The 22161-nt window shown below is 52.6% G+C and carries 19 protein-coding genes; 12 read left to right on the top strand and 7 right to left on the bottom strand.

Annotated elements, in window-relative coordinates; all coding sequences use genetic code 11:
- Positions 1-38 precede the first annotated feature (38 nt).
- Positions 39-2495: a ribonuclease R gene (gene rnr / locus A8F97_RS00635; RefSeq protein WP_014701251.1), complete on the bottom strand. Its 2457-nt coding sequence runs from the start codon at positions 2493-2495 to the stop codon at positions 39-41.
- A gap of 41 nt (positions 2496-2536) precedes the next feature.
- On the bottom strand, positions 2537-2962 hold the full coding sequence (gene nsrR, locus A8F97_RS00630; protein ID WP_005974824.1) for a nitric oxide-sensing transcriptional repressor NsrR: 426 nt from the start codon (positions 2960-2962) through the stop codon (positions 2537-2539).
- A 288-nt stretch (positions 2963-3250) separates the two neighbouring features.
- On the opposite strand from nsrR, the gene A8F97_RS00625 reads away from it, so the two are divergent.
- Positions 3251-4822 carry a methyl-accepting chemotaxis protein gene (locus A8F97_RS00625; protein WP_033072094.1) on the top strand — a complete coding sequence of 524 codons (1572 nt, stop codon included), beginning with the start codon at positions 3251-3253 and terminating at the stop codon, positions 4820-4822.
- Positions 4823-5326: 504 nt separating this feature from the next.
- Positions 5327-7159, top strand: coding sequence for a sensor domain-containing diguanylate cyclase (locus A8F97_RS00620; protein WP_014701253.1), 1833 nt, complete (start codon positions 5327-5329; stop codon positions 7157-7159).
- On the opposite strand, the gene A8F97_RS00615 is transcribed toward A8F97_RS00620, so the two are convergent.
- Positions 7128-8144: a type IV pilus twitching motility protein PilT gene (locus A8F97_RS00615; RefSeq protein WP_014701254.1), complete on the bottom strand. Its 1017-nt coding sequence runs from the start codon at positions 8142-8144 to the stop codon at positions 7128-7130. The two genes, A8F97_RS00620 and A8F97_RS00615, sit on opposite strands and share 32 nt — an antisense overlap.
- 21 nt (positions 8145-8165) lie before the next feature.
- On the opposite strand from A8F97_RS00615, the gene A8F97_RS00610 reads away from it, so the two are divergent.
- The 8 genes from A8F97_RS00610 (at position 8166) to A8F97_RS00575 (ending at position 13732) form a co-directional block, all read left to right on the top strand.
- Positions 8166-8879, top strand: coding sequence for a YggS family pyridoxal phosphate-dependent enzyme (locus A8F97_RS00610; protein ID WP_014701255.1), 714 nt, complete (start codon positions 8166-8168; stop codon positions 8877-8879).
- A 76-nt stretch (positions 8880-8955) separates the two neighbouring features.
- Complete coding sequence (gene proC, locus A8F97_RS00605) at positions 8956-9777, top strand: pyrroline-5-carboxylate reductase (protein ID WP_033072095.1); 822 nt, start codon at positions 8956-8958, stop codon at positions 9775-9777.
- A gap of 49 nt (positions 9778-9826) precedes the next feature.
- Entirely contained in the window at positions 9827-10396 is a 570-nt protein-coding gene (locus A8F97_RS00600; protein ID WP_014701257.1) for a YggT family protein, read from the top strand.
- The gene (gene yggU, locus A8F97_RS00595) at positions 10393-10683 is read left to right on the top strand and encodes a DUF167 family protein YggU (protein ID WP_033072096.1); all 291 of its coding nucleotides are present in this window, start codon (positions 10393-10395) and stop codon (positions 10681-10683) included. The genes A8F97_RS00600 and yggU overlap by 4 nt, the downstream gene beginning before the upstream one ends.
- Before the next feature lie 17 nt (positions 10684-10700).
- On the top strand, positions 10701-11294 hold the full coding sequence (locus tag A8F97_RS00590; RefSeq protein ID WP_014701259.1) for an XTP/dITP diphosphatase: 594 nt from the start codon (positions 10701-10703) through the stop codon (positions 11292-11294).
- On the top strand, positions 11287-12426 hold the full coding sequence (gene hemW / locus A8F97_RS00585; protein WP_014701260.1) for a radical SAM family heme chaperone HemW: 1140 nt from the start codon (positions 11287-11289) through the stop codon (positions 12424-12426). Before A8F97_RS00590 ends, hemW begins: the two co-directional genes overlap by 8 nt.
- Before the next feature lie 370 nt (positions 12427-12796).
- The gene (locus tag A8F97_RS00580; protein ID WP_050512691.1) at positions 12797-13366 is read left to right on the top strand and encodes a histidine phosphatase family protein; all 570 of its coding nucleotides are present in this window, start codon (positions 12797-12799) and stop codon (positions 13364-13366) included.
- Between the two features lie 237 nt (positions 13367-13603).
- The gene (locus tag A8F97_RS00575; RefSeq protein WP_025919328.1) at positions 13604-13732 is read left to right on the top strand and encodes an entericidin A/B family lipoprotein; all 129 of its coding nucleotides are present in this window, start codon (positions 13604-13606) and stop codon (positions 13730-13732) included.
- A 94-nt stretch (positions 13733-13826) separates the two neighbouring features.
- Here A8F97_RS00575 and A8F97_RS00570 read toward each other — a convergent pair whose 3' ends face one another.
- The 3 genes from A8F97_RS00570 to aas are packed head-to-tail and all read right to left on the bottom strand — an operon-like array spanning position 13827 to position 17700.
- Entirely contained in the window at positions 13827-14282 is a 456-nt protein-coding gene (locus A8F97_RS00570) for a GNAT family N-acetyltransferase (protein ID WP_015731144.1), read from the bottom strand.
- Between the two features lie 11 nt (positions 14283-14293).
- Entirely contained in the window at positions 14294-15517 is a 1224-nt protein-coding gene (gene lplT / locus A8F97_RS00565; protein WP_015731145.1) for a lysophospholipid transporter LplT, read from the bottom strand.
- 5 nt (positions 15518-15522) lie between these two features.
- Complete coding sequence (gene aas, locus A8F97_RS00560) at positions 15523-17700, bottom strand: bifunctional acyl-ACP--phospholipid O-acyltransferase/long-chain-fatty-acid--ACP ligase (RefSeq protein WP_033072097.1); 2178 nt, start codon at positions 17698-17700, stop codon at positions 15523-15525.
- Positions 17701-18344: 644 nt separating this feature from the next.
- On the opposite strand from aas, the gene A8F97_RS00555 reads away from it, so the two are divergent.
- On the top strand, positions 18345-20000 hold the full coding sequence (locus A8F97_RS00555; protein WP_014701265.1) for a methyl-accepting chemotaxis protein: 1656 nt from the start codon (positions 18345-18347) through the stop codon (positions 19998-20000).
- A gap of 365 nt (positions 20001-20365) precedes the next feature.
- Here the strand turns inward: A8F97_RS00555 and A8F97_RS00550 are convergent, their stop codons facing one another.
- Positions 20366-20818 (bottom strand): GNAT family N-acetyltransferase, encoded by a 453-nt coding sequence (locus A8F97_RS00550; RefSeq protein ID WP_025919331.1) that lies wholly within the window; start codon positions 20816-20818, stop codon positions 20366-20368.
- Positions 20819-21122: 304 nt separating this feature from the next.
- Between A8F97_RS00550 and A8F97_RS00545 the strand changes: the two genes are divergently transcribed.
- On the top strand, positions 21123-22136 hold the full coding sequence (locus A8F97_RS00545) for a LacI family DNA-binding transcriptional regulator (RefSeq protein WP_015731148.1): 1014 nt from the start codon (positions 21123-21125) through the stop codon (positions 22134-22136).
- Positions 22137-22161: the final 25 nt, after the last annotated feature.

The raw sequence follows: 22161 nt of genomic DNA, 5'->3' as shown, positions 1-22161 counted from the left end.
CTCCTCCTCTGCATCGAGAAGGAGTAGGTTAACTAACCTTACTCCGCAGACTTTTTCTTCGCGCGTTTAGCCTTGGTCGCGGCGGCAATTTTACGCGTTTTTTCTGCGTTCTTTTTCGCTTTATCGCGGTTCTTCTTCGGCTTCACTTTTGGTTTATCCGTCGTCGCGCTGCGATCGCCTTCTTTGCGGAATGCCGCATCTGGTTCAAAATTTGCGGCGGCCTTGCTTGGGCTACGACGGCGTCGACTTGGCTTCGCCTCACGAGACTCCGGTTTCTTCGTCCGATCACGGGCGGTTTTCCCTTCGCCGCGCACCTTGCGAGTACTGGAAATCAACGCGAAATCAATGTTGCGCTCGTCCATATGCACGGCTTCAACACGGATTTCTACTTCATCACCCAGCCGATAAACCTGCCCGCGCGATTCGCCGATCAGTCGCTGACCGATATTATCGTAACGGTAGTAGTCATTATCCAGCGTAGAAACGTGTACCAGCCCATCGATAAACAGATCTTTCAGGCGCACGAAGAAGCCAAAACCGGTCACGCTGGCGATAATCCCCGTAAAGACTTCGCCCACATGGTCCTGCATAAAATCGCATTTCAGCCAGTCCGCAACGTCGCGAGTGGCTTCATCCGCACGGCGCTCCGTCATCGAGCAGTGCATACCCAACTGTAGCATCTCGTTAATATCGCTATGCCAACCGCCCGTTGACGTCCAACGCTCATGACGATCGCTCAACAGATACTTAATCGCACGGTGCAACGACAGATCAGGATAACGACGAATTGGCGACGTGAAGTGGCCGTAAGACGTCAAGGCCAGCCCGAAGTGACCGCGGTTTTCCGGATCATAAATCGCCTGTTTCATTGAACGCAGCAGCATGGTTTGCAGCATTTCCCGATCGGGACGCTCCGCCACCTCGTTCATTAATTCCGCGTAGTCTTTCGGCTGTGGCTTCATTCCGCCTTTCAGCGTAAGCCCCAATTCACCCAGCACGCTGCGCAAGGCTAAGACATGGTCTTCGCTCGGCTGATCGTGTACGCGGAACAACGCAGGTTCTTCGTTTTTCTCCACAAATCTTGCAGCGGAGATGTTCGCCAGAATCATGCACTCTTCGATCAGCTTGTGCGCGTCATTACGCACCACGGCTTCCACACGATCGATACGGCGTTCGGCGTTGAAAATAAACTTCGCTTCCTCGGTTTCAAACGCGATGCCACCACGTACTTCACGCGCGTGTTCCAACGCTTTATACATGTGATGTAGCTCTTCCAGCCCGCCGACCAAAGGCTTGTAGTGCTCACGCAGTTCGGCATCGCCTTGCAGAATGTTCCAGACTTTGGTGTAGGTCAGACGCGCGTGTGAACTCATCACCGCTTCATAGAATTTGTAGGACGACAGCTTACCCTGTGCCGAGACGGTCATTTCACAGACCATACACAGGCGATCAACCTGCGGATTAAGCGAACACAGCCCGTTCGACAGCACTTCCGGCAGCATCGGTACCACCTGCGACGGGAAGTACACCGATGTGCCACGCGCCCGCGCTTCATGGTCAAGCGCCGTATTCGGCCGCACGTAGTAGCTCACGTCCGCAATCGCGACCCACAAGCGCCAGCCGCCACCGCGTTTCTGTTCACAGTATACGGCGTCATCAAAATCGCGGGCATCTTCGCCATCAATCGTGACCAGCGGCAGCTTACGCAGATCCACACGGCCTTTCTTCGCGGCTTCCGGCACCTCTTCGGAAAGATCCTTCACCTGTTCTTCGACTTTAGGCGGCCAGGTGTGCGGAATATCGTGGGTACGCAGGGCAATATCCACTGCCAGCCCGGTGCCCATGTTGTCACCGAGGATCTCAACGATCTTACCGACCGCTTTCGTGCGGCGCGTGGCGCGTTGTGTCAGCTCAACGACAACCACGAAGCCCATGCGAGCGCCGTTAATTTCTTCTTTCGGGATCAGAATATCAAAGCTCAGGCGGCTATCATCCGGTACGACAAACCCGATACCAGCATCGACAAAATAGCGGCCGACAATTTGTCCGGTACGCGGTTCTAGCACTCGTACAATACGCCCTTCGCGGCGTCCTTTACGATCGGCACCCAGCGGTTGCGCCAGCACAACATCGCCGTGAATCGCCCGTTTCATCTCTTCAGCCGACAGGTAAAGATCGTCTTTGCGGCCTTCCACACGCAGGAAACCGAAGCCATCGCGGTGACCGATGACCGTACCACGCAGTAGATCGAGCTTTTCCGGCAACGCATAGCATTGGCGGCGGGTAAAAATAAGCTGGCCATCGCGCTCCATTGCACGCAGACGGCGGCGCAGCGCTTCGAGGGCTTCTTCTCCGGTTAATTGCAGGTCGGCGGCCAATTCTTCCCGACCGATCGGGGTATCGCGCTTGGCGATGTGCGCCAAAATATATTCACGGCTAGGGATAGGGGATTCGTATTTTTCTGCTTCTCGTTCCAGGAATGGATCTTGTGACATTGCGGTTCCTCCGTTGTCATCAGCAGGAGGCTGAACAAAATTCATTCAACCAACAATAATTTATAAAGCGGCGGGTTTTCTTTGACCATATCAGCTAGCGTGTATTGATCCAGCTCATGCAGAAAATTTTGTACCGCCTGTTGGAGCACCTGTTTCAAGCGACAGGCTGGCGTAATGTGGCAAAACTCATGGCTACAGTTAACCAACGTGAGCGGCTCCAACTCGCGCACAACATCGCCAATTCGGATTGTTTCTGCCGGTTTTCCAAGACGGATACCGCCGTTTTTACCGCGCACGGCCATCACCAACCCAGCACGGCTAAGTTGATTGATAATTTTGACCATATGATTACGAGACACACCATACACTTCCGTTACCTCCGAAATGCTGGTCATTTTCCCACTCGGCAGTGACGCCATATAAATTAGCGCCCGCAAACCATAATCCGTGAAACTTGTTAACTGCACATAAACCTCGGATACCTCTGGGTATCATTGACAGACGTATGGGGTACGCCCCTGAAAAACCAATGCTATTGACAGATAATAAACCAGGCACAAACACTACAGCTAATTATTTATACCCTTTGGGTTACAAGATATTGATTGGTGGTGCTCTGCTTACCCAACCTTTTTACGTCAGCCATATCTTTTTACTTTTATCTCACTGCAACACAGATAACGTATTCTCTTTTGTTACACACCATATCTAGCGTGGACAATCACCCACGAGGGCGGCGTAAGGAAAAAAATACTATGGGGTTGAAAAATATTTCTATTCGCACCGGCTTATTAACGTTATTGCTGTTAACAACCCTGTTGCTGCTTATCGTCAGTAGTATGGGCGTGATCGCCATTAAGAAAGACAGGGAAACCCTGGCTGCACAAAATCAAATTCAGGGGATTGAGTTAGGCAACCTGATGAGCGGTTATAACCAAACGCTCAACGCCCGCGCCTCGGCAACACTCGCCGTCAGAAAAATTGAAATCGGGCTGCTGGATGATGGCGCACGGGAAACCAGCAGCGTAGAGAAACATCTCCGTCAATCCGAGGCAGACATTGAACGTGCGATCAAATCGGTCGATGCCGACCCAAAACGGCAGGCACTGGCACAGGAGGTGTTGAAAACCTATCAAGCCTATTTTCAGCAGGGTATGACCCCGATGCTGATCGCGCTGCAAAAGCAGTATACCGACGAATATTATGACGTACTGGAAAAACAGCTCGGCCCACTGAGCGAAGCCTTTGATGTGTCGATCCAAAATTTCCGTCAGTATGCCCAACAGCTTTCTGAACAGGGTTTGGCGCAGTCTGAATATAATGAACGCATGATGCTGTTACTGATTGCCATTGCCAGCCTGTTATCCATCACGTTGGTCGCATTATCCTGGGTCGCGCTGCGGCACATGCTACTCAAACCGCTGGATTACGCCATTGCACAGTTGGAGCAGGTCGCCGCTGGCAACTTGACGAACCGCCTGATGCAAGGGGGAAACAACGAATTGGGTCGGCTCAACGATGCCATCGGCCGCATGCAGAGTGCGCTGCTGGAATCGGTTAGCCAGGTGCGCGATGCCAGCACGCAAATCGACTTAGGCAGCCGCGAACTGTTTGAAGAAAATTCCCAGCTTTCCCTGCGCACCGAAGAGTCCGTTGCCGCACTGGAGCAAACGGTGGCGAGCATGGAGCAGTTGAGCGCCACGGTGAAGCTCAATGCCGACCATGCCGAGCTTGCGCATCAACTCGCCAATAATGTCTCAAACACCAGCAGCCGCAGCAATGAATCGGTCTGTTATGTTATTGAAAAAATGCAGGAGATTGCCACCAGTGCCAAGCGCATCAATGACATCCTCAGCGTCATTGACGGCATCGCGTTCCAGACCAATATTCTGGCGCTGAACGCCTCCGTCGAATCCGCCCGCGCAGGCGAACAAGGCAGAGGCTTTGCCGTTGTCGCCGGAGAAGTGCGTAATCTGGCGCAGCACAGCGCGCAGGCTGCGAAAGAGATCCGTTCGCTGATTGTAGATTCACAAACTCGCGTGTCCGAAGGGCTTGAATTAGCCTCTAAAGCAGGCGAAACCATGGATGAAGTGACCGACGAAATCGTCCGTATTACGCAACTGATGCGAGACATTTCTACCGCTACGCAAGAACAACATCGCGGTATTGAGCAGGTGAATGTCGCCTTTACGCAGATCGACAAGGTTGCTCAGCACAACGCACAGCTCGTCAAAGCCTCATCCGCCACCACGCAATCGTTGGAACAACAGTCTCAACAGCTCATGCGGTCTATGTCGCTATTTCAGGTAGAACCTCGACTTTCCTAATCTACAGAGGTACACCACCAGTGGTCAGCCCCACGCTGACCACCAGCATTCTGAGAATCGGCGACGCTCTCTACTGACACCGTGCGCAGCATCGAATAATAATGAGAAGCGGCAGAAACTCTCTTCCTGCACATACTTCATATATATACTTTCAGATAATTTGAGTATTATTTTTTTGCCGCTATTCTCTGTTTTTACACATAAGCGTATAAATAGGGTTTCAGCGTAAAAACGACCAGAACAATCGCGTCAATACATTGAATAAAAAGACAATTAGAGAAACACCTTATTGGTGATAGGTGTCGTGCGTTTCAGGCCATTAATTATATTCCAATAAATATTTATTAATATAATTAATAGCGCGCTATTTTATTAATTCGACCCATTGCTTTTCGCGTAAAAAAAGGACTTCCGATAACACCGCAGACGGCATTGTGATAAACGAATGCCTCTGGCAACGGCGAATCAAGGGTAAAGACAGAAAGAACATAGGCAAATATAAACATGAATAATCAGTCAGTTGATGTTGATTTGATTACCAGGTTTGACAATGAAGCCAAACTGCACGCGCTCAATTCCGTTTATGCCATTGCCGAGTTTGATCTGGCTGGGAAACTGGTTGAAGCCAATCCTCTTTTTTGTAAAATACTGGGCTATAAAAAAGAAGATATTATTCAGAAAAATCACACATTTTTCCTGCCAGAAGGATTGCGACAAAAACACGATCATTTCTGGCACGATGTGGTTAAAGGAAATATTAATGCGGGAGAATTCCAACGAAAAAATCAAAAAGGGGACATTATTTGGCTACACGCCGCTTATACGCCCATTATGGATCATTCCGGCCGCCGTATTGGCGTAATAAAACTGGCGCTTGATATTACTCAGGAAAAGCGTCTGATGTCAGAACATCGGGCACAGTTGGATGCGATTGAAAATGCGCAAGGCGTAATCGAATTTGATAAAGACGGCTATATCACCCACGTCAATAAACACTATCTGATGCTGACAGGCTATGAAGAAAAGGAAATTCTCGGCCTGCACCACAAATCACTCTGTGAACCCCTTTATACCGAACAAGCTGACTATCAGACATTCTGGGAGACTTTGCATCGAGGCCATCCCATCAGCGGACGCTTCCACCGATTGGGTAAGGACAATCATTCATTCTGGATACAGGCAACCTACAGTCCAATCATGGATAGTGAAGGCAATGTGAGAAAAATCATTAAATATGCTCACAACATCACGCAAAACGTTGAAACCGAAAAAAAAGCCCATCAGCAAGGCATCATTCTCGATATCCTGCTGTCAGTCCATGACAGTTTTCTGCTCGACCATAATCTGCCTTCAGCCTGCGATAAAGTCTTTGAGCGACTGCTTGACGTGACCAACAGCAGCTTCGGTTTTATCGCCACATTGCAGGAAGATGAAAACGGCCAATCGCTATACCTGCCTGCGATTTCCAACCTTGCCTGGGACGAAGACACGCTGGCCTGGTACAGACACCAGCGCAGAACCCACGGCGGCCTGAGGCTTCGTAAACTTGATAATCTGTTTGGCCATGTTGTGACCCACAACACCGTGGTTTGCACCAATAACCTATTGAGGCAAAAAGCAGGCCGGGACCTTCCGCCCATCCATCCTGCGCTGTATTCCCTGCTTGGCATTCCTATCACCCACGACGGCAAAGCGATCGGAATGATCGCACTAGCTAACCGTCGGAACGGTTACGATCAAACGATGATCGAACTACTGGCTCCGTTGGTGAAAACGCTCGGTATCATTATTCACGCCCGTTCGCTGGAGGATAAGCGCGCACAGGTAGAAGCCTCTCTCCGCTTTAACGCGGGGCATGATTTTCTGACTGGCCTGCCGAATCGCAGCACCTTCTTCGAGCAGGCCAGTGCTTTTTTCCAACTCATACAGCAAAATCAGCACGCAGATAAAAGTTGCCTGGCCATTATTGATATCGATTCCTTCAAAAATATTAATGACAAATATGGCCATCTGGCTGGCGATGCCGTTCTCAAAGAACTGGCGATGTTGATGCGTATGTCATTACGTCAGGAGGATCTGGTCGCCCGTCTCGGCGGTGAGGAGTTCATCATTCTGTTAAAAGATGTCTCCTACCAAACGGCGGTGATGACGATCGAGCGTATTCGTAAAGCGATTGAGCAACATACGCTGGAATACGATCGCCAGAGCCTGCATTTTACGATCAGCGCAGGGATTGCTGCCTACCGACCTGAGTTTGCCTCCGTTGAGGACTGGATTCAGCTAGCCGATGAAAACCTTTATTCCGCTAAACGGCAAGGGCGTAACTGTGTGAAATAAGCCCATCCCGGCAACGCTGCTGGTCGCTTTGTTCGAACGTTTGCATTCCCGCAGCAACTCCGGTTTGCATCAGGCCGGGAAGCTGGTGCGTTTTCCCCTCACGAATCAAGTTGCTGACTGCCGCGGTGGCAGTCAGCACTTCATACAGCGCGATTCGGCCACCTTGTGCTGCGGGCAACAATTTTTGCGCCACCACGGCCTGCAAACAGGTGGCTAACTGGCTGCGAACATACGCTTTCTCTTCACCGGGGAAGACATCAATCAACCGATCAACAGCCTGCGGTGCACTACGTGTATGTAACGTTGACAGCACCAGATGGCCGGTTTCTGCCGCCGTTAACGCCAGCCGAATCGTCTCCGTATCGCGCAGTTCTCCCAGTAGAATAACATCGGGATCTTCCCTTAATGCCGCCCGTAGCGCCTGCGCAAAAGACGCGCTGTGTGCACCGATCTCTCGTTGTTGGATCAGGCAGCGTCGGCTGGTATGAATAAATTCGATCGGATCTTCCAACGTGATCACATGGCGATCGCTGCTGTCATTTAACGCCCCGACCATTGCCGCCAACGTCGTAGATTTACCGCTGCCCGTCGCACCAGTAATCAGGATCAGCCCATTTGGTTTCTCCAACAGCGTCGCAAGAACGGGTGGCGCATGTAATTCATCCAATGAAGGTTGAAAAAACGGGATAATACGCAGCGCGACAGACAGCCCTTCCCGCTGGTGAAACACATTGACCCGCAGCCGTTGCCCATCAGGCAACATTAACGTGCCGTCCACTTGCCCAATCTGCCGCAACTGCTCTCTCTGAACCGGTTCGAGCCAGGCATCACACCATTGTGCCACCTGTTCCGGCGTTAAACGTGGTAAGGTATTTTCAGGCTGTAGCCGCCCATCCACACGTAACACCGGAGGGTGCCCGCTACAAAGGTGCAGATCAGAGGCATTATGTTTTACACTACGCGCCACCCACTCATCCAACTCCATAGATTAACCTCCTGAATAACCATGACGACAATCCAGCAGAATCTACAGGACATCCGGCAACAAATCGCCACCGCCGCACAGCATTGCGCGCGGTCACCAGAAGACATTACGCTACTTGCAGTCAGTAAAACCAAACCTGTGAGCGCGATCGAAGAAGCCATTGCGGCAGGACAACGCGCGTTTGGCGAGAACTACGTTCAGGAAGGCGTGGAGAAGGTTCATTATTTCCAGGAAAACCACCCGGACACACCTTTAGAATGGCACTTTATCGGCCCGTTACAGTCAAACAAGAGTCGGCTAGTCGCTGAGAATTTTGACTGGTTCCACACGGTGGATCGCCTGCGCATCGCGCAGCGCCTGAGTGAACAACGCCCGACCACCTTGCCACCGCTAAATATTCTGTTGCAGATTAATATCAGCAGTGAACCGAGTAAATCCGGCATTATGGTGGCTGAACTCGCAGAGCTCGCCACCAGCGTCGCCGTATTACCTAACCTGCGTCTGCGCGGCCTGATGGCGATTCCGGCACCGGAAACCGATTATGAACAACAGCTTGCTGTTTTCAAACAAATGGCAGCGCTGCTCCAAACATTGTCAGTAAATTATCCGCATATTGATACACTCTCTATGGGGATGACGGATGACATGCGCGCAGCGATTACTGCCGGCAGCACGCTGGTGCGTATCGGTACGGCAATCTTTGGCGCACGGGACTATTCAGCAAAAAGCGCATAAATAAACAGTCAGCCAAAAGCGTATAAGCCGCAGAGGCACGTCATCTTTGACAAACAGGTGAGCAACGAGGATGCAGATGCAGCAACGTAAAATAGCGTTTATTGGTGCCGGGAACATGGCACAGGCCATTATCGCCGGATTGGTCAACGGCGGTTACCCCGCTCAACATATCAGCGTCTGCGCACCTTCGGGTAAAAACCGCGATGCGCTGGCTGCACAATATGGCGTCATCAGCAGCGCGGATAATGTGCGCTGTGCACAGGAAGCGGACGTCATTGTTCTGGCAGTCAAACCACAGATGATGGCGACCGTGTGTGAACCGCTGAGTGAGCAGGTCAATTTCACCGGTAAGCTGGTGCTCTCAATTGCGGCAGGAATCAGTATCACCCGTTTTCAGGCGCTGCTGGGTGAGCCGCTGAATATCGTGCGCATCATGCCAAATACGCCGTCTCTGGTCGGGAAAGGGATGAGCGGAATGTACGCCCCCGCCTCTGTCAACCAGGCAGATAAAGACTTCACCGCACAACTGATGCAGAGCGTCGGTAAAATTTGCTGGGTAGATAGAGAATCCGGCATTAACGGCGTGATCGCCGCGGCGGGCAGCGCACCGGCCTATTTCTTCCTGTTTATGGAAGCGATGCAGCAGGAAGTAATTCGCCAAGGGTTCGATCAAGAAACCGCTCGCCTGTTGGTGCAACAGGCTGCGTCGGGCGCTGCGGCATTGGTTGAAGCCAATCCCGATACGCCGCTGTCGACCCTGCGGGAAAATGTCACCTCCAAAGGTGGCACCACGGCAGAAGCGCTACGGGTATTTAACGAACAGCAGTTGACGCAAACCGTGGCTGAGGCCATGCAGGCGGCGATTGCTCGCGCACAAGAAATGGAAACGCTTTTTTAATTAAAAGCATGCCCCCGATTCTTTATCTTATTAAGGAAAAGACGTACTTATGCTCACCCTGACTTTTCTGATTACTCTGCTTGATATCCCCGTTATGGTGTTATTACTTCGCATCTGGATGCAGTGGTCACGCAGTGATTTCTATAACCCGCTGTCGCAGTTTGTCGTCAAGATTACTCAGCCGGCTGTCGGCCCACTACGTCGTATTCTGCCGTCGCTGGGGCCAATTGACAGCGCCTCACTGCTACTCGCCTTTATAGTGATAGCCTTTAAATTATTCATACTGGTTTATCTTGGCGCAATCCCAGTAAATTTGACGCTTATTTTAATCTCTGTATTTGCGCTAGCAAAATCTATCGGTCATCTCATTTTCTGGGTGATAATCGTTCGTTCCATTATGAGTTGGGTCAGCCAGGGCCGTAGCCCGATCGAATATCTGTTGCACCAATTGACCGAACCACTGATGGCACCGATCCGCCGGATACTCCCCGCCATGGGGGGGATTGATTTCTCAGCAATGGTCGTCATTCTGATCCTTTATTTGCTGAAAAGTCTCACTATTGATCTCTTTACCTCCCTGAATTTGGCGTTGTTTCCTGGGCTGTGGTCTTTACTGTGAGTGCCGTTACCCGCCACGGTGACGCGCTGGTGATTCGGCTGTATATTCAGCCGAAAGCCAGCCGCGATCAGATCGTGGGTTTGCATGGCGACGAATTGAAAGTCGCCATCACCGCACCGCCGGTGGATGGGCAGGCCAACGCCCATCTGACCAAATTTCTCGCCAAACAGTTTCGGGTCGCCAAGAGCCTGGTCGTGATTGAAAAAGGCGAACTCGGGCGGCATAAACAGATTAGGATTACCCATCCGCAACACATCCCGGCTGACATCGTGGACTTCATTGAATAAATACGCAGGACAAGATGATGCAAAAAGTGGTTTTGGCTACCGGAAACCCCGGTAAAGTGCGCGAGCTCGCCAGCTTGCTGGCCGATTTCGGTCTGGATATTGTGGCGCAGACCGAACTAGGCGTGGATTCCGCCGAAGAAACCGGTCTGACCTTCATCGAAAACGCCATCCTGAAAGCACGTCATGCAGCGCATATCACGGGATTACCAGCGATTGCCGATGATTCTGGTCTGGCTGTCGATGCGCTGGGCGGTGCTCCGGGCATTTACTCGGCACGCTACGCGGGCGTGGATGCCAGCGACCAGCAAAATCTGGATAAGCTACTGCTGACACTAAAAGACGTACCGGACGAACAGCGCCGCGCCAGCTTCCACTGCGTGCTGGTGTATCTGCGCCACGCGGAAGACCCGACACCAATTGTCTGCCACGGTAGCTGGCAGGGTGTGCTGACGCATGAAGCGGCGGGCAACGGTGGCTTCGGCTATGACCCGATCTTCTTCGTGCCGGAGCTGGGTAAAACGGCAGCGGAACTGACGCGTGAAGAGAAGAACGCGCAGTCTCACCGCGGTCAGGCGCTGCGCTTGTTGCTGGATGCGCTACGCAATGCTTAAGCTTCCCCCGCTCAGCCTGTACATTCATATTCCGTGGTGCGTACAGAAATGTCCGTATTGCGACTTCAACTCTCACGCGCTGAAAGGCGACGTGCCGCATCAGGAATATGTCGATCACCTGCTGGCGGATCTGGATGCCGATTTGCCGCTGGCGAGCGGTCGTGAACTGCATTCGATCTTTATCGGCGGTGGTACACCCAGCTTGCTAAGCGCAGAGGCAATGCAGGCGTTGCTCGACGGTGTGCGGGCAAGAATTCCTTTAACGCCGGACGCCGAAATTACGATGGAAGCCAACCCCGGTACGGTTGAAGCCGATCGTTTCAGCGGCTATCAGCGCGCGGGTATTAACCGTATCTCCATCGGCGTTCAGAGTTTCGATGCGCAAAAGCTGACGCGCCTCGGTCGTATTCACGGCCCCGACGAGGCCAAACGCGCGGCACAGCTAGCGACGGGTCTGGGATTACGCAGTTTTAATCTGGACTTGATGCACGGCCTGCCGGATCAGTCGCTGGACGAAGCGCTGGACGACCTGCGTCAGGCTATTGCACTCAATCCGCCGCATTTATCGTGGTATCAGTTGACCATCGAACCTAATACGCTGTTTAGCTCACGCCCGCCAACGCTACCGGACGACGATGCGCTGTGGGACATCTACGAGCAAGGTCACGCACTGCTGAGCGCGGCCGGTTACCAGCAATATGAAACCTCCGCCTACGCCAAGCCGGGCTACCAGTGCCAGCACAACCTGAACTACTGGCGTTTCGGTGACTATTTAGGGATTGGCTGCGGAGCGCACGGCAAGCTGACCTTCAGCGATGGTCGCATTCTGCGCACGGTAAAAGTTCGCCATCCGCGTGGCTATATGCAGGGCACGTATCTGGATAAGCAGCACGATGTTGCCAACGACGATCGACCTTTTGAGTTCTTCATGAACCGCTTTCGCCTGCTGGAAGCCGCCCCGCGCGCGGATTTCACGGCCTATACCGGTCTGGAAGAACACAGCATCCGCTCACAGTTGGATCAGGCGTTGGCACAAGGCTATCTGACGGAAACCACCACGCATTGGCAAATCACCGAACACGGTAAACTGTTTCTGAATTCCCTGCTGGAGCTGTTTCTGGCGGAAGAATAGCAACAATCAAGTGGGCACGTTTTCTCTGGTAAATCGGCCCACCGCTTTCCCTTCTGGTTCTCTTCTGTAACGTTTACCACGCTTACAGAGCGGCATCGAACGCAAAGGACTTGGGCAATACCTGTACTCATTTTCCGTCGTCAGACATACGCTATTTTTTCTTTCAGTCCTCCATAAGCTGCATTAGCTCAGATTTGAACTGACAGCGAAAAGCAGACACTGAGCTATTTAAAAATATTGTGGTACTTTCAGCCGATTTTGTCCGGCATCCTCTGGACTCTTGCAACCTACATGGTCAATTCAAAAATGGTGGTATAACATCATCGCTTCAACGCATTAATCTGCGAAACCGATAAACAAGAAGCAATATATGGAAATTATTTTGATGCGTCATGGAAAGCCCACTTACATTGGCAATCCGAAAGTGAATTGCGATGAAATGGCTGACTGGGTTGCACAATACAATCTTTCGGATACGGGCAGCGATATGCCTCCAGAATCAAGAAAATCAATGGCATCCAAAGCATCGCTGATCATAAGTAGCCCTCTGCCAAGAGCACTTTCCTCTTTAAGTGCGCTCGGATGTGAACCTGACATCATTGACGACGTGTTCAGGGAAGCGGACCTACCTTTAATCAGGATACATGGCGTTAAGTTACCCCCCACATACTGGGCAGTTTTTTTTCGTGTCATGTGGCTCTGTGGCATGTCAAATAGGGCTGAAAGTTTAGGAATGGCAAAAAAACGTGCTTTCAAGGCCGCAGAATTACTGGTAAATCATGCTAAAAAATCAAATCGTCCCGTGTTGCTGATGGGACACGGCGTTATGAATCGGCTTATTGCAAGAGAACTCATCTCGTTGGGTTGTATAGAAAATTGTCGCCTGGGAAGAGAGCACTGGAACGTCGGCGTTTACAAACTTCCGCAAGTAAAACCTTAAGTTCATATCACAATGTATTTTCACTGCTACCACAAAACTACCTGCCTGATTAGGTTTAACCCTGTGTAGTACCAAGCCAGGTCTGAACTAATACCCATCGGTAGCAACATAATTTCAAACGATATCAGCCGGTTCAGGCCATACAAGGATTGAATTTTCATCTGCGGTTATGACACAGTAGGAACCTATCACGCACGACTTATCACCCCTGTTTACAACCACCTGCGGGTAACGATGATGAAACGTATAACAACAATCGTAGTAGCGCTGCTGGTCACAGCAACATTGAGCGGCTGTAATACCACACGCGGTTTTGGCGAAGATGTGCAGAAGCTGGGGAGTAAAATTTCACACGCCGCCAGCTAACCTACCGTCAAATAACAAAGAACCGGCAACACGCTATGCCGGTTCTTTCTTTACGCCGCGACCTCCGATTCCTTTCGCCGCTTAGTCATATACCTCAGAACGCCGACAACATATCAATATGCGGAATGCCGTCTTCGTCATATATCTCACCGGTCGCCACAAAGCCGAATGCGCCGTAGAATGCTTGCAGATGAGCCTGCGCAGAGAGGAAAAGAGGTTTCTGCGGCCAGTGGCGTGCGCAGGCAATCAGCGCGTGCTCCATGAGCTGATGCCCCAGATGTTGCCCGCGGGCATGCGGCGCGACAATCACTCGCCCAATCGTCACCACATCGTTGTTCGGATGCGGGGCGAGCAGCCGGGCATAGGCGGCCAGCTTGCCATCACGATACGCCGCAATATGGCGATTGCCTTCTAGCAGATCGCGCCCATCAATATCCAGATAGGGGCAGATTTGCTCAACCACGAATACCTGACTGCGCAACGCCAATATGTCATGCAGCGCATACACATTCAGGTCTGTCACATCCCAGTCATGCCATATCAGACTCATTGTAACCCTTCCTATTCCGCACCGGCGGAACGTGCGCGGCGTTTAGTCAGGATCAGCCATGTACACAGCAACGCAATCGCCAGCGCGAACAAGACACCAAAGCCTACCCCGATTGCGATAACCGAAACACCCAGTTTCACCACCAGAGAATAGAGCCCCAGCATTAGCAGCATAGCGCCGTTCTCACCCAGATTCTGTACCGCGATCGCATTTCCCGCACCGACGCTGGCCTTCCCACGCTCCTGTAACAGCGCATTGAGCGGCACAATGAAGAACCCGCCAAGCGCCCCCAGCAGAATTAGTAGAGAATAGGCACTAATAAGGTTGTGCTGAAGCGTGAAAATCACCACCACTACGCCGATCAAGAACCCCGCAGGCAGGCAGCGCCGCACGTTATCGAGCGTAACCAGTCTGGCAGCACCACCAGCCCCCAGAACAATCCCAACGGCAACCATCGCATTAAGCAGCGTCGGCGTCGCGTTATCGGTAATCCCAAGCGCGTGCGGCACCCACAGTACCAGCAGAAAACGCAGCGTTACGCCCGCGCCCCAGAACATACTGGTGCCAATCAGAGAAAGCCGGGCATCGCCATCACGCCACAGAACCCGACAGGCAGAAAAGAAACTGCTCGCCATCTGCACCGGGTGCCACGGCTGCCCCGGTCGGGCGGCATTAAGATGCGGGATCAGCATATTCGCCCCCAGCGCCACGCCGTAAGCCACCGCACAAATCGACAGCGCAGCGTAAATATTCCAGTCCGCCAGCACGCCGCCTGCTACGGAGCCGGTCAGGATCGCCGCAATGGTCGACGCTTCCATCAACCCATTAGCCTTGACCAACTGATCGCCGCGTGTGATCTCACCCAGAATGCCGTATTTCGCAGGCGAATACGCAGCGGCACCAATACCGACCAGCGTGTAGCCTATAAACGGATTGCCGCCCACGCAAATCAGCAGTGCCCCCGCCAGCTTCAGGGTATTGGCAAACATCATCACCCGTCCTTTGGCGAAGCTATCCGCTATTTGCCCGACAAACGGAGCCAGAATGATGTACGCCGCCACAAACCCCATCTGCAAAAACGGCTGGCTCCAGTCGGGATACAGCAATTGTTTGATCAGTGCTAACGTGGCAAACAGCAGTGCATTATCACCAAACGCGGAGAAGAACTGCGCGATAATCACCGCGCTCATACTGCGCGACAGCAAAGGCGTCGCGGGTTCAGTCTGTTGACTCATGCACTCTACTCCGACGCTTGAGTAATGGTTTTTTCAGCACTCGACTCTTCGGCCATGTGGCGCAGTGTGACAAAGTCAGGCTTGCCGCTGCCGAGTAACGGTAACGCTTTTACATAGCGAATATCACGCGGCACTGCCAGTTCAGGAACCCCACTGCTGCGGGCCTGTGCAAGCAACGCATCACGGGTTATCTGGCTGTCCGTGGTAAACAGCACCAATGCCTCGCCTTTACTGCTGTCACTTTTTGCACTGGCGGCATGTTCCGCTTCCGGCGACACTTTCACTGCCAACTGCTCCACGCTTTCGAGCGAAACCATCTCTCCCGCCAGCTTGGCAAAACGTTTCACGCGGCCGATGATGGTGCAGAACCCTCTTTCGTCCAGTTCGACAATGTCGCCAGTGTCATACCAGCCCTGTTGTAATTCGCCTTCTGCATTTTCTGCCGCAGGTGTCTCAAGCACGCCGGGGTTTTCTACCCGCAGATAGCCCTTCATGATATTCGGCCCGCGCAGTTGCAGACGACCACCGCGCGTGATGCCCGGCACCGTAATCAAACGTGATTCGATTTCCGGCAACAGCAGACCAACGGAATGGATTTTGGTCGCCATCGGCACGTTGATCGCCACCACCGGCGCACATTCGGTCACGCCGTACCCTTCCAGAATGCGGATACCAAATTTATCCTGCCAGACCTGACGCGTCGTTTCTGACAGCTTCTCCGCACCAGCCACCACATAACGCAGACGAGCAAAATCATACGGATGGGCGAAGCGTGCATAGTTGCCTAAAAACGTAGACGTGCCAAACAGCACAGTACAGTTCTGGTCGTAAACCAACTCCGGCACGATGCGATAATGTAGCGGGCTGGGGTAGAGAAACACGCGCGCGCCCGTAATGAGCGGCGTTAACAGGCCAACCGTCAGGCCAAAGGCATGAAACAGCGGTAACGCGGACATAAAGCGGTCACGCGGCGTGAAATCCGCCACGGTACGAATCTGCTCGACGTTTGCCAGCAGGCTGTCATGGGAATGCACCACGCCTTTCGGGTTCCCCTCGGAACCGGAGGTAAACAGCACGATGGCCGCATCATCAGGTTTCTGCGGCAGCATCGCACGGGCAGGAAACAGCAGATGAAACACAATCCACAGCTTATCGGCCAGCGTCACGGTGTCTTTCAAATCTTCCAGATAGACCCAATTGGCCTCGCTGACCTGCTTCGGCAGATCCGTCAGCTTTCCCTTTTCAAGAAACTGGCGAGACGTGACGATCGTTTTTATCCCCGCGGCTTTCATCGCGCTTTGTAGCCCTTTCGCGCCCGCGGTGTAGTTCAGCATGGCAGGAATGCGGTTACGCAGCGATGCGCCCAGAATGGATGCAGCAGTAATGGTCGCGTTCGGCAACAGCATACCGACATGCTCATCGGCGCGGGTGAAGCGCTGTAAAATACGCGACACGCCCAGCGATTTTTTCAATAAGCCCTGATAGCTGTCTTCATTGAATGAGATATCCGCAATGCTGGCAGCGTTCCGTCCGTAACGGGTTCTCGCCGCCAAAAAGGCCTGATACAGTGTATGCTGCGGACGCGTGTCCATCCGTGCCTTCATCATAATCTGGTGCAAGCGTTCACCAGCCATCGCGCGACGTGCTCTGGCGCTACTGGCTTCCGGCATCGGCAACGTGGTAGGAGGCAAATAGGTGATAGTAATCTGTGGGAGGCAACGGCGTTTAAATACGCCCGCCAGTCGACCAAACGGCGTGAACTCAGCGCCATCAATACGCACAGGAATGATCGTTGCCCCAGATTTCGCCGCAACAAACGCCGCCCCGCTGTAAATCTTCATCAGCGATCCGGTGACGCTAATACGCCCTTCCGGGAAAACGACGACAGGCTGGCCGCGTTCGATCACTTTGATCAACCCCTTGATCGCCAGAGGTTTGGTAGGATCTAACGGTACAAAATCGATATAAGGCTTCAGCCAGCGCATAAACCAGCGATCGGAAATCGAGGAATACACGGCAAAGACGGGTTTTATCGGTAAGAATAACGCCAGCAGGACGCCATCAAGAAAAGAGACGTGATTGGGGGTGATGAGCAATTTGGATTGCTGAAATTGGCTACTGTCACCCTCGATCCGGATGCGGTACAGACGCTGGAACACCCAACGTAACAGGGTATGAATCATGCCTTCTCCCAATAGACAGATAAACAAGTAGCTTGCTGAGGTGCAAACCATCAAGCGATACGTCAAAATACTACATACATATCATACTTCAAGTGACGGGTACGCGACTGAACGCGAAGATTGCTGTCAGCACATCATTCACATAGCATTAATCGCGCTGGAGATAGCGAAAGCTGGGAGTTCAGACAAAAAAAAAACCTACGCATCCGCGTAGGTTGGTGTAATCAAATGATTTCAATGTACAGAGTACATTGATATATCACCAATCAATACCTCTGGGACTTGTTACTCTAAGGATCGCGACTTATCTTCACCAGCGATGAATCGAAAGAGTTATCCTATAAGTGCAACCAACTGTAAAATTTTAGCGAATCATGTAAGCCAACCGCCTTCTTTGCGCCCTTGCACCAGATAAATGCCGCTATTTGCCCCTAAAGGTTCCTTTTCACTCCGATTCCTATTTTTCGCCATTTCCCCATCAATAACCTCCCGATCACATTTCTTAGTTTTTTATGGAAAAATGACCCTTCAAACAAAGGGGTGTTAGTCCAGTTTTTCAGCAGAATCAATCAGAAAGTAAGGAGTAAAATCGCGGAGTCTGCATGGGGCAGACGCTAAATTTAACCAGGTGTGTGTAACGGATAATGAAGAACTACAAAATAGGTACCCGGCTGGCCAGCGGCTTTGGCCTGCTTATTGCGCTTTCGCTGGTCATGCTGACCAGCGGTATTTATCAACTCAACCAGGTGTCCCAGAGAACACAAGAAATGATGCAAGAGCCGCTGCGCAAAGAACGGCTGGCAGCGGACTGGCATGCCACGCTCGTCGCAGGGGTTCAGCGCAGTATGGCGGTAGCACGCAGCAATGACGATTCGCTGGTTGAGCTATTTGCCGCAGAAAACACTCGCGCCAGTAAAGAAAGCGCTAAACGGCAGGAGGATTTTGCCAGCCTGATATCAACGCCCGAAGAAAAAGCCTTATTCGATAAGGTTGGCGAATATCGTCAGTCCTACATCAAAAAGCGTGATGCGATTATCACGGAAAAAGGGGCAGGCAATTTCGATCGTGCCAGAACATTGTTCGACAATGAGTTCGTTCCCGCTTCCAATGGCTATCTGACAAGTGTGGAAGCGCTGCGCGACCACCAGCGCGCCAGCATCGACCAAATGGGACAAGACATTAACGCTGGCGCAAGCCGTGGCGATCTCATCCTTGCCGTCACTGGCGTACTGAGCGCCATCATCGGTGTTCTGATTGCCTGGGTGCTCACACGCAGTATCGTGCAACCGCTGTCGCGTGCCGTACAGGCTACGCAAGCCGTCGCGGCGGGCGATCTGACGCATAATATACAACCAGAAGGACGTGACGAAGCCGCCCAACTGCTACACGCCCTGCAAGATATGACCGTGCGCCTACGTTCCATCGTTGGCGAAGTTCGCCAAGGTTCCGAGTCCATCGCCGGGGCCTCTTCACAGCTTGCCGCAGGCAACATCGACCTTTCCAGCCGCACGGAAGAACAGGCCAGTGCTCTACAGGAAACGGCAGCCTCCATTGAGCAATTAAGCTCGACGGTCAGGCAGAATGCCGATAACGCTCGTCAGGCCAACCAACTGGCACAATCGACCACGCAGCAAGCGCAGTCGGGTGGACAATTAGTGACAGAAGTGGTGAAAACAATGGGCGCGATCGACTCTTCATCGAAGAAGATCGTCGATATCATCGGCGTCATCGACAGCATCGCCTTCCAGACCAACATTCTGGCGTTGAATGCCGCCGTAGAAGCCGCGCGAGCGGGTGAACAAGGACGTGGTTTCGCCGTGGTCGCGAGTGAAGTGCGCAGCCTGGCGCAACGCAGCGCCTCTGCGGCTAAAGAGATTAAGGAGTTGATCGATCGCTCCGTTCAGACCGTGGAAGCGGGCAACCGACTGGTGGTACAGGCCGGCGCATCGATACAGGATATCGTCAGCGGCGTGCGCAAGGTCAGCGATCTGGTTGGAGAGATCAGCTCCGCCAGCAATGAACAGACGATGGGAATCGAGCAGGTGAATGTTGCCGTGAACCAGATGGAAGTCACCACTCAGCAGAATGCGTCGCTGGTGAACGAAGCATCGGCCGCCACGCAGTCTCTACAACAGCAGGCGGCACAGTTGACCGAAACGGTCAGTCAGTTCCGCCTAGACAACAGCCATCAGATCGCCCGTACACCAGTGGCAACACCAACATTAGCCCTCCAACCTGCGCTGGCCGCACCAAGTAAAGGCAACGCTGCAACCGGTGAAGGAGACTGGACATCGTTCTGATGTCATATTCCCTTCAGCCCTCCTCTGCACAGTGCTGGAAGCACTACGACTTATAATGGGTTTTGCCGTTATCTGGCGTAAAAATTATGCATCGGTGGGCTTGGCCGCCGAGTGAGCGGCATGGACACCGCGAAAGCCAGTGCCGCGTCGGGAACGCGTCACTGGCGGCTCGGTTAGCGGTCAAGAGTACCGATGGAACCGCGTAGCGGCATAATTTAGCCGTAAGCCTGGGGTCACGGGGCGAGCGGCGCTTGAGCCGTCCCGTGTCGGGCGCGTGCTACGAGCTAGCATGAAAATAACGGTATTATCGCGCACGAAACTGCCTCTGAATTTGCATAGAAACATGACTAAGACGAAGGGACAGCCTACAGCGACTGGTGATACAACCGCACCGCTTTATCCGGGTAGTCCAACCCATCGCCGATGTAACACCAGCCGTGCTTTTCGTAATAGCCGCTAAACGTGGCATACAGGTACAGATCGTCAAAGCCTGCACGGCGACAGAACTCCAATACGTGCCGTTGCAGCGCCGCGCCCAGCCCTTTATCACGATAACTTTCTGCCACATACAGCGACGCCAGCCAAGGCGTCAGATCCTGTCGGCTAATTAAATCGCAGCGCCAGAGCCCCACCGTCCCGACGATACACTCGCCATCCAGCGCGATAAACGTCAGCGGCAGCGCCGCAGGGTTCAGGCTATTGCGCACCACGCTGGCAAAGAATTCACGGCTGTTCTGGCTACCGAATGCCTGCCATATCCAGTCGATCACCTGCTCCTGATGCTGGGGATGATCCGCCAGATAAACAATCTCCACCATAGTGATACCCAACCTGTAAAATATTTATAGAATCAAAAAAATTACCATCAAATCACTGATACCTATCGGCAGTACCTTCTCGCTCGTCTACGCATCTGTAAATACCTCGCCTGGCTAACGCCATACGTTTCCACATGTTATTCAGGAGGAAAGTGCGAAATGGCGACATCACAAAACTGACAAAAATTTGGTTAAGAAACGAACATCAACCGTTAAATCCGACAATATGCCTGTGATATCATGCCATATGAACAAGGATGGATAGGCATTTCAGCCCGTCATCATACTCAATTAAGGCACAGCTATGAAAACCATGCTTGAGGTGGCGAAACGCGCAGGGGTGTCTAAAGCCACCGTATCCAGGGTGCTAAATGGCACCGGGCAGGTCAAACAATCTACGCGCGATGCGGTATTTCAAGCCATGGATGAACTTGGCTACCGCCCTAATTTTCTCGCGCGCTCGCTGGCTCGCCGCACTTCAAACAGCATTGGGCTCGTCATCTCCAATTTTGACGGCCCCTACTTTGGCCGCCTGCTGCGCCGCGCCGCAGAAATGGCCGAAAGCAGTGGTAAACATCTGATTGTGACCGATGGACACGATACGCCGGAAGACGAAAAGCGCGCAGTGCAGTTGCTGTCTGACAGACAATGCGACGCCATTATTCTCTACACCCGTTATATGTCCGAAGCCGACCTCATGGTGCTACTCGATACGTTAACCATTCCGATGATGGTGATGAATCGCGATCTGCCACAGGCGCGGGAACGCTGTATTTTCTTCCGCCAGCAGCAGGCGGCATTTGACGTGGTGAATTACCTGATAGAACAGGGCCACCGCGAGATTGCCTGCATCACCGCACCGATGAAAACACCGACGGCACAGGCGCGGCTCGCGGGCTATCAGCAAGCCTTACTCGCTCATCAGATCGAGGTTGACCCACGTCGAGTGGCACACGGAACCAGCATGGTTGCCAGCGGTTATCAAGCCGCACGCCAGTTGCTGAATAACGGCGTTAACTTTAGCGCGTTGTTCGTCAGCAACGATGACATGGCGATTGGCGCGATGAAAGCGCTGTACGAGGCGGGGAAAAAATTACCGCAGGATGTCTCCGTTTTTGGTTTTGACGACGAACCCTGTGCGACCTACCTGCACCCTTCACTTTCCACCGTTTACATGCCGATTGAAGAGATGGCCGCCACCGCGATTACGCAGGTGCTGGATCTGATTGCGGGCAAAGACATCAAACCGCTGCAACCTTTTACTGGCGAACTGAAGCTACGTGAATCGGTACAGAAAGGGCCATACTTTACTGCGTAATACTACCGACTCGGACACTTCAGCA

Source organism: Pectobacterium parmentieri (genome assembly GCF_001742145.1).
GTDB classification, from domain to species: domain Bacteria; phylum Pseudomonadota; class Gammaproteobacteria; order Enterobacterales; family Enterobacteriaceae; genus Pectobacterium; species Pectobacterium parmentieri.
Note: the sequence above shows the minus strand (reverse complement) of the source record. Positions and strands in the feature narration are given on the sequence as shown.